Source organism: Paraburkholderia sp. BR14320 (genome assembly GCF_040948665.1).
GTDB classification, from domain to species: Bacteria; Pseudomonadota; Gammaproteobacteria; order Burkholderiales; family Burkholderiaceae; genus Paraburkholderia; species Paraburkholderia youngii.
On record NZ_JBFPKG010000034.1, the window covers coordinates 23,323 to 38,345 of the forward strand.

General features: G+C 62.1%; 13 protein-coding genes and 3 tRNA genes. 6 read left to right on the top strand and 10 right to left on the bottom strand.

Translation table 11 applies throughout. The annotated features are described in order from the left end of the window. Positions 1-75: 75 nt before the first annotated feature. Positions 76-765: an ABC transporter ATP-binding protein gene (locus AB3X89_RS26495; protein WP_368585933.1), complete on the bottom strand. Its 690-nt coding sequence runs from the start codon at positions 763-765 to the stop codon at positions 76-78. Between AB3X89_RS26495 and AB3X89_RS26500 the strand changes: the two genes are divergently transcribed. Further along, positions 764-1,468, top strand: coding sequence for an arylesterase (locus tag AB3X89_RS26500; RefSeq protein WP_368585934.1), 705 nt, complete (start codon positions 764-766; stop codon positions 1,466-1,468). The two genes, AB3X89_RS26495 and AB3X89_RS26500, sit on opposite strands and share 2 nt — an antisense overlap. Before the next feature lie 122 nt (positions 1,469-1,590). Continuing rightward, on the top strand, positions 1,591-1,938 hold the full coding sequence (locus AB3X89_RS26505) for a hypothetical protein (RefSeq protein ID WP_368585935.1): 348 nt from the start codon (positions 1,591-1,593) through the stop codon (positions 1,936-1,938). Positions 1,939-2,020: 82 nt separating this feature from the next. On the opposite strand, the gene AB3X89_RS26510 is transcribed toward AB3X89_RS26505, so the two are convergent. The 8 genes from AB3X89_RS26510 to tig all read right to left on the bottom strand — a co-directional run bounded on the left by AB3X89_RS26510 (position 2,021) and on the right by tig (position 11,217). Continuing rightward, on the bottom strand, positions 2,021-3,955 hold the full coding sequence (locus tag AB3X89_RS26510; protein ID WP_368585936.1) for a SurA N-terminal domain-containing protein: 1,935 nt from the start codon (positions 3,953-3,955) through the stop codon (positions 2,021-2,023). Positions 3,956-4,041: 86 nt separating this feature from the next. Beyond that, positions 4,042-4,118: transfer RNA gene (locus tag AB3X89_RS26515), tRNA-Asp, on the bottom strand. Positions 4,119-4,165: 47 nt separating this feature from the next. Then, a tRNA-Val gene (locus AB3X89_RS26520) sits at positions 4,166-4,241 on the bottom strand. Positions 4,242-4,342: 101 nt separating this feature from the next. Then, positions 4,343-4,615, bottom strand: a complete 273-nt coding sequence (locus AB3X89_RS26525) for an HU family DNA-binding protein (RefSeq protein WP_008923411.1) — start codon at positions 4,613-4,615, stop codon at positions 4,343-4,345. Between the two features lie 316 nt (positions 4,616-4,931). Further along, entirely contained in the window at positions 4,932-7,352 is a 2,421-nt protein-coding gene (gene lon, locus AB3X89_RS26530; RefSeq protein ID WP_368585937.1) for an endopeptidase La, read from the bottom strand. A gap of 201 nt (positions 7,353-7,553) precedes the next feature. Next, positions 7,554-8,825, bottom strand: a complete 1,272-nt coding sequence (gene clpX, locus AB3X89_RS26535; protein WP_013089402.1) for an ATP-dependent Clp protease ATP-binding subunit ClpX — start codon at positions 8,823-8,825, stop codon at positions 7,554-7,556. A 196-nt stretch (positions 8,826-9,021) separates the two neighbouring features. Further along, positions 9,022-9,675: an ATP-dependent Clp endopeptidase proteolytic subunit ClpP gene (clpP, locus tag AB3X89_RS26540; RefSeq protein ID WP_013089401.1), complete on the bottom strand. Its 654-nt coding sequence runs from the start codon at positions 9,673-9,675 to the stop codon at positions 9,022-9,024. Between the two features lie 195 nt (positions 9,676-9,870). Next, a complete protein-coding gene (tig, locus tag AB3X89_RS26545; RefSeq protein WP_368585938.1) occupies positions 9,871-11,217 on the bottom strand; it encodes a trigger factor in 1,347 nt (448 codons plus the stop codon). 457 nt (positions 11,218-11,674) lie between these two features. On the opposite strand from tig, the gene AB3X89_RS26550 reads away from it, so the two are divergent. The 3 genes from AB3X89_RS26550 (at position 11,675) to AB3X89_RS26560 (ending at position 13,740) form a co-directional block, all read left to right on the top strand. Further along, complete coding sequence (locus AB3X89_RS26550; RefSeq protein ID WP_368585939.1) at positions 11,675-12,820, top strand: glycerate kinase; 1,146 nt, start codon at positions 11,675-11,677, stop codon at positions 12,818-12,820. A 63-nt stretch (positions 12,821-12,883) separates the two neighbouring features. After that, positions 12,884-13,333 (top strand): MarR family winged helix-turn-helix transcriptional regulator, encoded by a 450-nt coding sequence (locus AB3X89_RS26555; protein WP_368585940.1) that lies wholly within the window; start codon positions 12,884-12,886, stop codon positions 13,331-13,333. 119 nt (positions 13,334-13,452) lie between these two features. Next, positions 13,453-13,740, top strand: coding sequence for a hypothetical protein (locus AB3X89_RS26560; RefSeq protein WP_368585941.1), 288 nt, complete (start codon positions 13,453-13,455; stop codon positions 13,738-13,740). 118 nt (positions 13,741-13,858) lie between these two features. On the opposite strand, the gene AB3X89_RS26565 is transcribed toward AB3X89_RS26560, so the two are convergent. After that, positions 13,859-13,945, bottom strand: a tRNA-Leu gene (locus tag AB3X89_RS26565). A 230-nt stretch (positions 13,946-14,175) separates the two neighbouring features. Here AB3X89_RS26565 and AB3X89_RS26570 point away from each other — a divergent pair. Continuing rightward, complete coding sequence (locus AB3X89_RS26570) at positions 14,176-15,012, top strand: squalene/phytoene synthase family protein (protein ID WP_368585942.1); 837 nt, start codon at positions 14,176-14,178, stop codon at positions 15,010-15,012. Positions 15,013-15,023 lie beyond the last annotated feature (11 nt).

Here is a 15,023-nt window from a genome sequence, read left to right on the forward strand (position 1 = left end):
GGCCCGCTTTGTTTTTGCTTCGACGACTACATGGTTGCGGCGGTGCGCGAGCGCGAGCCCGCGATCCGGCGCAGATCATTGCGCGAGCCGCCCCGCTTCTATCGTCACCGTCGTATCGCAACGCCGCGCGAGTTCGATGTCATGCGTGACGAGCACGAGCGTCGCGCCGTGTGCGCGATTCATCTCGAACATCAGATCGATGACCGCGTGGCCAGTGGCCGCGTCGAGACTGCCGGTGGGTTCGTCGGCGAACAGGATCTTCGGGCGGGTGACGAACGCGCGAGCGAGCGCAACGCGCTGCTGCTCGCCGCCCGACAGCAACTTCGGATAGTGACCGGTGCGTTGCCCGAGCCCTACCTGTTCGAGCAGTTCGCGCGCACGCGCGGCGGCCTCGCATGTGCCGATGCCGCCTTGCAGTTCGAGCGGTAGCGTGACGTTTTCGAGCGCGGTCAGATGCGGCATCAATTGAAACGACTGGAACACGAAGCCAACCGCGCCGCTGCGCAACGCGGCGCGCCCGTCTTCGTCGAGATCGCCGAGTTCGCGGCCGAGCAGCCGAACCGAGCCTGCGCTCGCGCTGTCCAATCCCGCGAGCAAGCCGAGCAGCGTAGACTTGCCCGACCCGGATGCACCGACGATCGCCACGCTGCTGCCGGCATCGATGGCAAGATCGATGTCATCGAGAATCGTCAGTTCGCCCGTTGCATCCTTAACCCTCTTGCACAAACCCCGCACTTCAATGACTGGATCAGTTCTGTTTGGCATGGTGAAGCGTAGGTTGAAAGTGCGCGCCATCGCCCCTCGTGCCGCGGCGCTGACCGCGGCATTCGGCGCGACCATGATGGCCGCCGCGCTGGTTTGGTTACCGTTGCAGGCTCATGCGGCGAATGCGCCCGAACCCGCGAAGCCTGTGATCGTCGTGCTCGGCGACAGCATCTCCGCCGAGTACGGGCTGCCCCGCGATACGGGCTGGGTCGCGTTGATGCGTCAGCGTCTGGCCGAAGAGCGCATCGATTATAGCGTCGCCAATGCGAGCATCAGCGGCGACACGACGAGCGGCGGGCGCGCGCGTCTGCCCGCGCTGATGGAACGGCTCAAGCCGAGCATCGTGATCGTCGAACTCGGCGCCAACGACGCGTTGCGCGGCGTGCCGCTTTCGACGACCGAGGCCAACCTGCGCACGATCATCGAACAGGCGCAGCAGGGCCATGCGAAGGTCGTGCTCGTCGGCATGTACGTGCCGCCCAATTACGGCCCCGACTATACGCAAAAGTTCCACGGCCTCTACGGCCAGCTGTCGAAGGAATTCCATCTGCCGCTCGTGCCTTTTTTGCTCGCCGGCATCGCGGATAAACCGGATATGTTCCAGGCCGATCAGATCCACCCGACGCAGCAGGCACAGCCGCTGCTACTCAACAACGTGTGGCCCGCTGTCAAGCCACTCCTTCGCACAAGTTCGCCGCACTGAAACACCTACCTGCTAACGACTTGTTTCCGGAACCTGGGGGAGCACGGATCGCCGAGCCGTTCGATACATGGGCCGTTCCGTGCCACCCGGCTCAATCTTGAGCGACTCCTGAGGAGATAACGTTGAAATACTTACCGTTAATCGCTTTGACTGTTGCCATCTCGGCCTGCGCGGCTCAACCGCCCGCGGGGGTTCAGTCGGTGGGTCAAAGCCAGCAGCCGCCTCGCGCCGTCGCAACCTGCATCGCGCAGAAATGGGCGGATAGCTCACAACAGCAGGTCGTTTCGCAAAGTATCCTGGCCAACGATCAGGCCATGGACGTCTACGTCCCGGGCCAGCAACCGCCCAACGGCGCCGCAGCGGTGGTCCGTCCGTCGTATAGCGGCAAGGGCACGTGGGTCGGCTTCCGCCCAGGCGGCGCCGGCGCGGGCGCAAGCAATGCTACCGGCGCGATCAGCGGCTGTCTGTGAAACGATCGCTCTGGCCGTAGATAGAAAAAGCCCCGCAATTGCGGGGCTTTTCTTTTGACCTGCAGGGAATGCTTGCTACGGCTTACTGGTCGGCCGTCTGGGCGGCGTTGTCGAGCGTGCCGTAGAACTGCACCTTCGAGCGCTCGCGCAGCGCCTTCAGATAGGCCTCGGCCTGCGACTGCGAGTCCACCTGCGCAATCTGCTGCTGCGCGACGGCGAGATGCTGCGCGTCGGTGGCAGCGGGCGGCACGATCTGATTCACGCGATAGATCGCATAGCCGTCATCGCCGAGATCGACACCGACGTAGGCCGGCAACTTTTGCGCATCGACCTTGTAGATCGCGCTCAGTGCGGCAGGCGGCACGCCCTGCGCGTCATTGCGCGAAACCTTGAGCGGCGACGAGAAACCGGCGGTCGCCTTCGATTTTTCGAACTCGGCCAGCTTCGCAGCGCCGTCCTTGTGCGCCGCTTCGTTCGCCTGCTCGGCGATCACCTTCTGACGCACCGCGTCCTTCACCGCGTCGAATGCGGGCACGGCGGCGGGCTTGTAGTCGGTCACGCGCGCTGCGATCAGCGTGTTGTTGCCGACGTCGATGGCCTGCGTATTGTTGTGCGCCGATACCGAGTCGTTCGCGAATACGGCTGCGAGGAACTTCGGATTGTTCAGCGGGCTGTCGGGCGGCAGCTTCGCGTCCGGCTGCGGCGTGACCGTCGCGGTCTGGATCTGCAGCTTGAACTTGTCGGCGGCCGGCTGCAGACTCTTGGCCTTTTCATAGACCAGCGACGCGAAGCCTTCCGAGCCGTCGGTGAACGCCTTGCTCGCCAGTTGCGTCTTCAGCTCCCTGGTGATCTGCTCTTTCACTTCGTCGAACGACTTCGTCACCGCCGGCTTTACATCAGTGACCTTGATGATATGGAAGCCGAAGTCCGTCTGCACGATGCCACTGATCTCGTCCTTCTTCAGCGCGAACACCGCGTCGTCGAACGCCTGGCCGCCCGCGATCATGCCGCGGCCGAAGTAACCGAGATCGCCGCCCTTCGATGCCGAACCCGGGTCCTGCGAGTTCTGCTGGGCGATCTGCGCGAACTGATCCGGATGCGCCTTGAGCTGTGCGAGCAACTCCTCGGCCTTCTGTTTCGCCTTGGCCTTGTCGGCCGCGCTCGTGTCCTTCGGTGCCGCGATCAGGATGTGGCTCGCGCGCACTTGGCCTTCGGTGCGGAAGTGGGCGATGTTGTCGTCGTAGTATTTCTTCAGGTCCGCGTCGCTCGGCTGCACCGATGCGCCCAGCGTGGCCGGCGACATCACCAGATACTGGATCGTCGCGGTAGCGGGCGTCGCGAAGTCGTTGCGATGCGCGTCGTAATACGCTTGCAGTTGCGCATCGGTCGGCTGGATCTTCGCCTCGTAATCGTGCGGATGGAACGCGATGCCCTGCACTTCACGCTGCTGCTGCGCGAGCTCGGTCAGGTGCTGCGCAAGCGTCTTCGACGTGAACGCGCTCGCCGCGATGCTCGCGGGCAGCTGTTGCATCGCGAGGTTGTAGCGCATGCGCTCGTCGTACTGATCGGGCGTCATGCCCTGCATCGCGAGCAACTGCTTGTAGCGCTCGAGGTCGATCGAACCGTCGGGATTTTTCAGCGACGAAATCACCGGATCGGACAGCAGCGCACGGCGCACCGCGTCGTCCGATGCGGTCAGATGCAGACGCTGCGTTTCGTCGGCGAGCACACGCTGCTCGATCATGCCGTCGAGCATCTGGCGGCGGCGCTCCGGCGTGTCGAACGACTTCATGTCGAACTGCGCGCCGAGCATCTGACGCCCCCGGTCGAGCTGCTGGCGCATCGCGTCGTCATATTCGACGCGGGTGATCTTGTGACCGTTGACACTCGCGACGTTTGCGCTTTCGTCAAAGAAGCCGCGGAAGCCCTGAATACCCACAAAACCCAACCCCGGCAAAATGACGAGGATGAGCATGAACATCATCAGGCGTTGGTGATTGCGGAAAAAATCGAGCATGCGTGAGGGATGCCAAAAACAGAACGCCCGATCTTACCTCAGCGGGCAACAAAAAAGGCGAACCGGAGTTCGCCTTTCGTGGATACTGGCGGAGTGGACGGGACTCGAACCCGCGACCCCCGGCGTGACAGGCCGGTATTCTAACCGACTGAACTACCACTCCTTTTACTGCGCTCTTGCTACTGAAAACACTGCCGCCGAATCTGAAACTGGTGGGTGCTGAGAGGCTCGAACTCCCGACCTACGCCTTGTAAGGGCGCCGCTCTACCAACTGAGCTAAGCACCCGTTTCGTGATTCAGTGCTTGATGTGTTTTCTGCCTTGCTACCGCTCGCCCGATGAATGGATCACGCAACCGGGTCAAGCAATTCCTCAAGCAGCAAGCCCGTTAGTTTAGCGCATCCTTCAGCGCTTTGCCAGGCCTAAATTTAGGAACTTTTGCTGCCTTGATTTTGATCGCAGCGCCCGTGCGCGGATTGCGCCCGGTGCGCGCGGTGCGCTTGCCGACCGCGAACGTGCCAAAGCCGACCAGCGTGACCGATCCGCCCTTCTTCAACGTGCTTTTGACGCCCGCGATGACTGCATCGAGCGCGCGGCCGGCCGCAGCCTTCGAAATGTCGGCTTGCTGTGCGATGTGATCGATCAATTCCGTTTTGTTCATTCAAAACCCCCGTGAATGTTTATTGGCAATCGTGACAGTGCTTTCCAGCACCTCCCGCCACGCGGCCGGCGCTAACGCCAGGCCGCCCCATTAGAAGCGGCCGAAACCCTTGTGTCAACCGGGGTTGAGCCTGATCGAGGTGATTTTAGAGCGGCACTTTCATCACAGTATGTTGCAGCGGAAAGTCTGGTGATCCGACACCGCGACAAGGTCGCGCAGGCAATAAAAAAACCCGCGGCCTTGACCGCGGGTTTTCTACTTCAGCGAGCAACAGCGCTGCTGTTTGACGTCAGCGCATTCTGATGCGGCTCGGACCTTAGTGCTTGACGACGTCCGTCGCGGCATCCTTGCCCGGCTCGGCACCAACCGGCGCCGAAGGCTTCGGCTCTTCTTCCGGCAACGCCTGCGGCACACGTTCGAGCGCAAGTTCGAGTACCTTATCGATCCAGCGGACGGGCACGATTTCGATCGCGTTCTTCACGTTGTCCGGAATCTCCGTCAAATCCTTGACGTTTTCTTCCGGAATCAGCACCAGCTTGATGCCACCGCGATGCGCCGCCAGCAGTTTCTCCTTCAGACCGCCGATGGGCAGGACTTCGCCACGCAACGTGATTTCGCCCGTCATCGCGACATCGGCGCGCACCGGAATGCCGGTCAACACCGACAACAGCGCGGTCGTCATCGCGATACCAGCCGAAGGACCATCTTTCGGCGTCGCGCCTTCCGGCACGTGGATGTGAATGTCCTGTTTGTCGAACGCTTCGTCCTTGATGCCAAGACGACGCGAACGGGAACGCACGACCGAGCGTGCCGCTTCGACGGATTCCTTCATCACGTCGCCGAGCGAACCCGTGCGGATCACATTGCCCTTGCCCGGCATCACTGCCGCTTCGATAGTCAGCAGATCGCCGCCCACTTCCGTCCACGCGAGACCCGTGACCTGGCCCACCTGATTTTCCTTGGCGGCTAGACCGAAGTCGTACTTGCGCACGCCGAGGAACGTGTCGAGATTGCTACCGTCGACCTTCACCGCGCCTTCCGCCTTCTTCAGCAGAAGCATCTTCACGACCTTGCGGCAAATCTTCGACACTTCACGCTCGAGCGAACGCACGCCCGCTTCACGCGTGTAGTAGCGAATGATGTCGCGGATCGCGGATTCGGTCACATCGACCTCGCCATCCTTGAGGCCGTTGTTCTTCTTCTGCTTCGGCAACAGATAACGCTGCGCGATGCTGACCTTCTCGTCTTCCGTATAGCCAGACAGACGAATCACTTCCATCCGGTCGAGCAGCGGCGGCGGAATGTTCAGCGAGTTCGACGTCGCGACGAACATCACGTCCGACAGGTCGAAATCGACCTCGACGTAGTGGTCGGCAAACGTATGGTTCTGTTCCGGATCGAGCACTTCGAGCAGCGCCGACGACGGATCGCCGCGGAAATCCTGGCCCATCTTGTCGACTTCGTCGAGCAGGAAGAGCGGATTGCGCACGCCGACCTTGGTCAGGCTCTGCAGGATCTTGCCCGGCATCGAACCGATGTACGTACGGCGGTGGCCGCGAATCTCGGCTTCGTCACGCACGCCGCCCAATGCCATGCGCACGAACTTGCGGTTCGTCGCGCGCGCGATCGACTGGCCGAGTGAAGTCTTACCCACACCCGGAGGCCCAACGAGGCACAGAATCGGCGCCTTGACCTTGTCGACACGTTGCTGGACTGCGAGATACTCGAGAATGCGTTCCTTCACCTTCTCGAGACCGAAGTGGTCTTCGTCGAGGACGCGCTCAGCATTCGACAGATCGTTGTTGACCTTGCTCTTCTTGCGCCACGGCAAGCCGATCAGCGTGTCGATGTAGTTGCGCACGACCGTCGCTTCCGCCGACATCGGCGACATCAGCTTGAGCTTCTTCAGCTCGGCGTCGGCCTTCTTCTTCGCTTCCTTCGGCATGCGGGCGGCCGTGATGCGCTTCTCGAGCTCCTCGAGATCTGCACCTTCTTCGCCTTCGCCGAGTTCCTTCTGGATCGCCTTGACCTGTTCGTTCAGGTAGTACTCGCGCTGGCTCTTCTCCATCTGACGCTTCACGCGTCCACGGATACGCTTTTCGACCTGCAGGATGTCGATCTCGGCTTCAAGTTGCGCGAGCAAATGCTCGAGCCGCTCGATCACCGGGAACATCTCGAGGATGTGTTGCTTCTGGTCGAGCTTGAGCGGCAGATGCGCGGCAATCGTATCCGCGAGACGCCCGGCTTCGTCGATACCCGACAAGGAGGTGAGGATCTCCGGCGGGATCTTCTTGTTCAGCTTCACATACTGGTCGAACTGCGACACGATCGCGCGACGCAGCGCTTCGGTTTCAGCGCTGTCGGCGTGGTCGGGTTCGAGCGGCATGACTTCGCACGAGAACTGCGTTTCCTGTTCTTCGATGGAAAGCGTCTTCGCGCGCTGCAAGCCTTCGACGAGCACCTTCACGGTACCGTCGGGCAGTTTGAGCATCTGCAGGATGTTGGCGATACACCCTACTTCGTACATGTCCTTTTCGGTCGGCTCATCTTTCGCAGCCGTTTTCTGGGCGACGAGCATGATGTGCTTGCCGCCTTCCATCGCTGCTTCGAGAGCCTTGATCGACTTCGGGCGGCCTACGAAGAGCGGAATCACCATGTGCGGGAAAACGACTACGTCGCGCAGCGGGAGCAGCGGCAGCGTAATGCGTTCCGGCGGGAGGAGTTGGGTTCCTGACATTTCATTTCCCCATGAGTGGAATCAGTTCGTTCGATAGGTGAGGCCAGCAGAAAATATTGCAAGCCTCCGCGTGTGGGAAAAGTTCAGTGACTCCGAAGATTCAGTGACTCCATAGTTGAGAACAACCAGCCTGACCACACGATAAACGAAAAAGCCGTTCACGTCGCCATGAACGGCTTTTTTGCAGAACTCGAAAGCCGATCAGTTCGAACCCGCGACCTTCGGCGCGTCTTCGTAGATCAGCAGCGGTTTGCCGTCGCCGTCGATAACGTTGTCGTCGATGATGACCTTGCTGACACCTTTCATTTGCGGAAGGTCGTACATCACATCGAGCAACGCCTGTTCCAGTATCGAACGCAGGCCCCGCGCCCCGGTCTTGCGGCGGATCGCCTTGCGCGCCACGGCCTGCAGCGCGGCCGGACGAATTTCCAGTTCGACGCGCTCCATGCTGAAGAGCTTGTGATACTGCTTGACCAGCGCATTCTTCGGTTCGACGAGAATCTTCATCAGCGCTGCTTCGTCGAGCTTGCCGAGCGTGGCGACCACCGGCAGACGGCCGATCAGTTCTGGAATCAGGCCGAACTTGATCAGATCTTCCGGTTCCACTTCACGCAGCACTTCGCCGGCATCGCGGTCCTGCTTGCTCTTCACGCTGGCGCCAAAACCGATGCCAGTCTTCTCTGTACGGTCGACGATGACCTTTTCAAGGCCGTCGAACGCGCCGCCGCAGATGAACAGGATGTTGGTCGTATCGACCTGGATGAAGTCCTGGTTCGGATGCTTACGGCCACCTTGCGGCGGCACCGACGCCATAGTGCCTTCGACCAGCTTCAGCAGAGCCTGCTGCACGCCCTCGCCCGACACGTCGCGCGTGATGGACGGGTTGTCGGACTTGCGGCTGATCTTGTCGATCTCGTCGATGTAGACAATGCCGCGCTGGGCCTTGTCCACCTCGTAGTTACAATTTTGCAGCAGCTTCTGGATGATGTTCTCGACGTCTTCACCGACATAGCCGGCTTCCGTCAGCGTGGTCGCGTCTGCGATCACGAACGGTACGTTCAGAAGGCGCGCGAGCGTCTGCGCCAGCAGCGTCTTGCCGGAGCCGGTCGGGCCGATCAGCAGGATGTTGCTTTTCGACAGCTCGATTTCGTCCTTCTTGTCGAGATGCTTGAGACGCTTGTAATGGTTGTAGACCGCGACCGCGAGGATTTTCTTCGCGCGCTCCTGACCGATCACGTACTGGTCGAGAATTTCGCGGATTTCCTGCGGAGTCGGCAGGTCGGACTTCGACAAGCCCGCCTCGATGCCCGCGCCTGCAGCCTCGTCACGAATGATTTCGTTGCAAAGATCGATACATTCATCGCAGATGAACACCGACGGGCCAGCAATCAGTTTCTTGACCTCATGCTGGCTCTTGCCGCAAAACGAGCAATACAACAGCTTTTCGCTGTTAGAACCTTTCTTGTCCGCCATAGATGTGTGAGCCTCCGGACACCGGATTACATAATACGCCGTTTGCCCCCGCCACGCAGTTTGGGCGCGGCCGGGCTAGTTAGCACGATAACGGCGCTTGCCGCAGACGCCCGGACGGAAGTTGAACATTCACCACCGGCCCGATGACGGTTTTGCCGCGACCGTGGGCAAAACAGCGTGGCAAAACCGTACCAGATCAAGGACGCTTGTGCGCCACCTGGTCGACAAGGCCGTACGCCTGCGCGTCATCGCCGGACATGAAATTGTCGCGGTCGGTGTCACGCGCGATACGCTCGACGGGCTGACCGGTGTGGTGCGCGAGCAGGTGATTCAGCCGATCCTTCAGGTACAGGATTTCGCGCGCCTGGATTTCGATATCCGATGCCTGACCGCGCGCGCCGCCGAGCGGCTGGTGAATCATCACGCGCGAATTCGGCAGCGCAAAGCGCTTGCCCTTCGCGCCGGCCGCGAGCAGGAACGCGCCCATGCTTGCCGCGAGGCCCATGCAAAGGGTCGAAACGTCCGGCTTAATGAACTGCATCGTATCGTAGATCGCCATACCGGCAGACACGGAGCCGCCCGGGCTGTTGATGTAGAAGTAGATGTCCTTGTCCGGATTCTCGCTTTCGAGAAACAGCATCTGTGCAACCACCAGATTGGCCGTCTGGTCGTTCACTTCGCCTACGAGGAACACAATGCGTTCCTTCAGCAGACGCGAGTAGATATCATACGAACGCTCGCCCCGGCCGCTCGTTTCCACGACGATCGGCACCAGACCGAGTGCCTGCGCTTCGAGATCCCGGGACGACTGGGAGGTCAACGTGTCCAGCATTTGGGCGCGAAAGGTCATGCAATGGATCCTTGTCTGGAAATATTCTGAATATTAGCTGCTGGACACAGGTTGGTGCGACGAGCCCGTATTCAAGTGCCGTCCTTGTGTGCGCGTACAAACAGATCCGGTACGTCACCCACACTCTCGCGGCGCAAAAAAACGGCGTGCGGGCCGTCGGTCGCTCCGACAGCCGGCACGCCGTTGCAGCGACGCTTACGCTTGCGCCGTTGCGCTTGCCAGTTCCTCGAAGCTCACTTCCTTGTCCGTCACCTTGGCCTTGCTGAGGACGAAGTCGACGACGTTGGCTTCAACGACGTACGCTTCCATTTCAGCAAGACGTTGCTGGTTCGAATAATACCAGCGGACGACTTCCTTCGGGTCTTCGTAGCTTTTCGCGAATTCGTCGACTTCGGCACGAATCTGCTCCGGCTTCGCCTGCAGCTCATTCGCCTTCACGAGCTCGGCCAGCACGAGGCCCAGCTTGACGCGGCGCTCGGCCTGCTCCTTGAACATTGCAGCCGGGATCGGCGCGTCCTTGGCGTTCGGCACGCCACGCTGCTCCAGATCCTGGCGAGCCATAGCGACGAGGCGTTCCTGATCCTGTTCGATCAGCGCGTTCGGTACGTCGAGTTCCGCGATCTTCAGCAGCGCGTCCATCACCTGGTTCTTGACGATGGCTTGCGTGCGGCGCTTCGCTTCGCGCTCGAGGTTGTCCTTGATTTCGGCGCGCATCTTGGTCAGATCGCCGTCCTGGATACCGAGCGATTTCGCGAATTCGCCGTCGACTTCCGGCAGATGCGGCCATTCGATCTTTTTCATCGTGATCGTGAATTGCGCCGTCTTGCCCGCCACTTCCTTCCCGTGGTAGTCGTCCGGGAACTTCAGGTCGAATTCCTTCGCCTCGCCGACCTTCAAGCCCAACGCGGCTTTTTCGAATTCCGGCAGCATGCGGCCTTCACCGAGGACGAAGCCGAAGTCTTCGGCGCTACCGCCTTGGAATGCTTCACCGTCGATCTTGCCGACGAAGTCCACCGTCACGCGGTCGCCGTCTTTGGCGGCCGTGTCCGCGCCGCCGTCGCCGTGCTCGCCGGCCTCGCCGCGAGCGTGGAAGTGCACGCGCTGCTTGCGCAGGATGTCCAGCGTGCGGTCGATTTCCGCTTCGCTGATGCTGGTGGTGGTGCGCTCGATTTCAGCCGTGGCGACGTCGCCCAGCTTCACTTCCGGGTACACCTCGAAGGTCGCGTCGAACGCGTAGCTGCCTTCAGCGGCGTCGGTCTTCGGCGCGAAGCTCGGCTGACCCGCGACACGCAGGTTCTCGGCGCGGCTGATGTCGAAGAATTCCTTGCCGACCTTGTCGCTCAGCACTTCGGCTTCCACCTGGCCCGAATACTGTTGCGTGACCATCTTGAGCGGCACCTTGCCCGGGCGGAAACCCGGCATGCGCACGTTCTTCGCGAGTTGACGGATACGCGAATCCACTTCCTTCTGCACGGCATCCTTCGGCAGGGAAATCGTCACGCGGCGTTCGAGCTTGCCGAGGTTTTCAACAACGTTAGCCATGGCTTCAATCGTCCTAAAATTATTCGAGCGAATCAGTTATCTTCTCCGTGCTGCCCGTCGATGTCGCTTCGCATCGATTTGCGCCGATTGCATCGATCACGCACCTGCGCCGCGGGCTTGCAGGCCGCCGGCAGCACGGTTGAGTCCAAAGAGCCAAATATTTTAGCAAACTATTTGCGCGCCTAGCCGGGATTCGATGAATGCATCGAGTTTTCCCTGCATTCTGCGCGTTTTGCGGGGCATTTTCGGGTGGTTTTGGCACAGCGAGCGTGATTTGTCGCTGGCCTCGCTATCCGGTTTGCAGCGATCCTGCCTATGCCTTTCGACATATTCAGCCGACGTCCCCATGCTGATAAGCTAACGCACTCGGTCGGGCCGCCACCGCCGGTCACCAGCTGCCGGTCGCTTCATCGGCTCCAGCAACCGCTTACAACGACTCAAACCTCTCAGAGACACCATGCCGAATTCGTCGCCCTCGCCTGTCGTCGTCATCGCTCCCGATTCATTCAAAGGCTCGCTCAGCGCGGAACAGGTCGCGCAGGCGATCGCATCCGGCATCCAGCGTGCACGCCCCGACGCGAGCGTGCGCATTTGTCCGATGGCTGACGGCGGCGAAGGCACGCTCGACGCCATGCTCACGAGCGGTGGCGAGCGCCGCACGCTCAGCGTGCGCGGCGCGGCCGGCCCGACGCGCGCGGCGCTCACAGGCCTGCTCGCGGACGGCAGCGCAATCATCGAGACGGCGGAAATCGTCGGTATTACAGACCCAGTGGGCATGGGCGTGCCGGTCGAGGCGCGCAGCACGCGCGGCATGGGTGAAGCGATTCGCGCGCTGCTCGACGCCGGCGTGCGGCGCTTTTTCGTCGCGCTCGGCGGCAGCAGCACGAACGACGGCGGCGCCGGTCTGCTGACCGGCCTCGGCCTGCAACTGTTCGACGCGCAAGGCAACGCGCTCGAAGGCACGCCCGAGCAGCTTGCACGTGTGGCCCGGGTCGATGCGTCGCTGCTCGACGCGCGGCTTGCCGACACGCAGTTCGTCGGCATGTCGGACGTCGACAATCCGCTGACCGGCGAGCACGGCGCGACCGCGATCTTCGGACCGCAAAAAGGCGTAAAGCCCGAACAGGTCGCACCGATCGACGCGGCGCTCGCGCGCTTCGCCGATCTGCTCGAAGCCGCGCTCGGCCACAGCGCGAGGGACCTGCCGGGTGCGGGCGCGGCAGGCGGCCTCGGCTTCGCGCTGCACATGCTCGGCGCGCAGTTCGAGCCGGGCGCGGAAACGGTCGCGCGGCAAATCGGCCTCGACGCGGCGCTCGCCGGCGCCGACTGGCTGATCACCGGCGAAGGCCGCTCCGACGTACAGACGCTGCACGGCAAGGCGCCCTTCATCGCGTGCGCGCATGCACGAGCCGCGGGCGTGCCCGCCACGCTGCTGTCCGGCGCGGTCGACCCCGCCGCACTGCCGCGTCTTGCCGAACACTTCAACGGCTGCTTTTCGCCGGCGCCTGGGCCGATCACGCTCGACGTCGCGATTCGCGACTCAGCGCGCCTGCTCGCCAACGAGGCCGAGCAGTTGACGCGCCTGAAATACGGCGCGCGTTGACCCGCGAAACGGTTGCCGCAACAATCACAGCGCCACGACGGTTCCACTCATCACGGGGTGACCATGAAGGACTCCGCCAAAGCCGGGCTCGAGCAGTTCCTCACGTATCGTCTGCATGTTTTGAACAAACTGGCCGAGCGCGGCATCAGCGCGCGCTACGCGGCGAAGCTCGACGTAACGCTGCCTGAAGCGCGTGTGATTGCGTCGGTGGGATCGTTCGGACCATTCTCGATCATGGAACTGGCACGCCATGCCAATCTGGACAAAAGCCAGGCGAGTCGCGCAGCCGAAGCGCTGATCCGGCAGGGACTCGTGCAGCGCGAGACGAGCGCCGCAGACGGCCGCGTCGTGCTGGTCTCGCTGACGCAGGAAGGCCGCGCGCTGTATCGCAAGGTGATGCCGATCGCGCGCAAATGGAACGGCGATATGTTCGACTGTCTCGACGAAGAAGAAAGGGCCGCTTTCGGCGCGGCGCTCGACAAGGTGATCCGCGCGATGAACGCGCGCGAGTGATGGCGCGAGACGAACCGGCCATGTTTGAAGAGCGCCGCCCGACGGCATCGGGCGGCGCGTGTCAAAATTGAGCATTGGCCAACGCGCCTTCACCCTCTTTTTCATCCAGGGACGTTTCAGTGGACATCAACAAACAGGTAGCGGCGCTCACCGCGTCGGAACTCCAGACCGCCGGCGCGAGCCAGGCAACCGCAATCGCGGTCAGCGTCGTGCTGCGTCATCTTCGTTCGCCGGAACTGGCGAAACTGCTGTCGTCGGCATTTGAAAATCATCAGGCCGTGATGCTGCAAACGCCGTGGCCGGACCAGATGCTGCAGGCATTCGAGTCGACGCGCCGCTTCCTCGAAGGTGCCGCGCATGCGGAGTTGCCGGGTTCGCAGGAAGCGCCGGGAACACCGGGCGCCTGAGTCGCGTGCTCGCAATGACAGGCCGCGGGGCAATGCTGCGGCCTTGCAGAGACCGTGCAGCAAAGAAAAAACCCCGCCGGTCCAAGGACTTGACGGGGTTTTTCTTGACTCCAATAAATGGTGCGAGGGAGGGGACTCGAACCCCTACACCCTTGCGGGCGTCAGGACCTAAACCTGGTGCGTCTACCAATTTCGCCACCCTCGCAGCCGGGTACGCCGCAATGCGTCGTGCCCGATGTCCTGTGCACTTCCAGACGCGCCAAACAACGTGGCCGAAAGCGTAAGCGCGAGATTCTAACCGATTGATTCGCGCTTGTCTGCACCCAGCGGTATCTGCGCGCGCGGCGCCGATGCTACAATTTTCGGCTCGCCGGGACGGGCGCCGCAAAGGACGCCAGCGCCCTTCTCGCCAGCCCTTCCCCACACTCTAATCCCGTGAATTTCGACGACTATTGCCAGCAGAAAGCGGCGCCCCCAGGATCGAGCACCTACTATGCGCTTCGCCAGGCGCGCGCAGCCAGTCAGCCGCTGTTGACGGCGCTCTTCGCATTGCGTCGCGAGTTCGAGGAAACGGTCAAGGAGACGAGCGATCCCGCGGTCGGCCGCACCAAGCTCGCGTGGTGGCAGAAAGAAATTGCGGCGCTCGCCGCGGGCTCGCCGTCGCATCCGGTGTCCAAGGCGCTCGCGGCCTACCTGCCCGACGCGCAGGCCGAGTATCCCGCTCTACAGGAACTGCTCGCGGGCTTCGAGATGGATCTCGACCAGGCACGCTATCTCGACTATCCGAACCTGCGCCGCTATGTGCGCGGGGTTGGCGGCAATTTTGCGTCGCTGGTGTCGCGCGCTGCGGCAGCCGGATCGGCCGACGATGCCGCGCAAGCGTCGACGTGGGCGGCTCCGCTCGGCGAGGCGCTGATGCTCGCGCAGTTCGTCGCCGAAACCGGCAACGATGCGCGGCACGGCCGCATCTACGTTCCGATCGACGAGATGCAGCGCTACAACGTCACCGCCGCCGATCTGATCAACCGCAAATACACCGACGCGTTCACCGAGCTGATGCGCTTCGAGACGCACCGCGCGCGCGATGCCGTGCAGAGCGCGCTCGCCGCGGTGCCCGCCAGCGCGCGGCGCGCTCAGCGCACGCTGCTCGCGCTCGCGGCGCTCGCGTTGGCGCTGCTCGATGAAATCGAGCGCGACGGCTATCACGTGCTGCATCAACGCATCGCGTTGACGCCGATCCGCAAACTATGGATCGCGTGGCGCGCGAAGTAGCCTGACAGCGA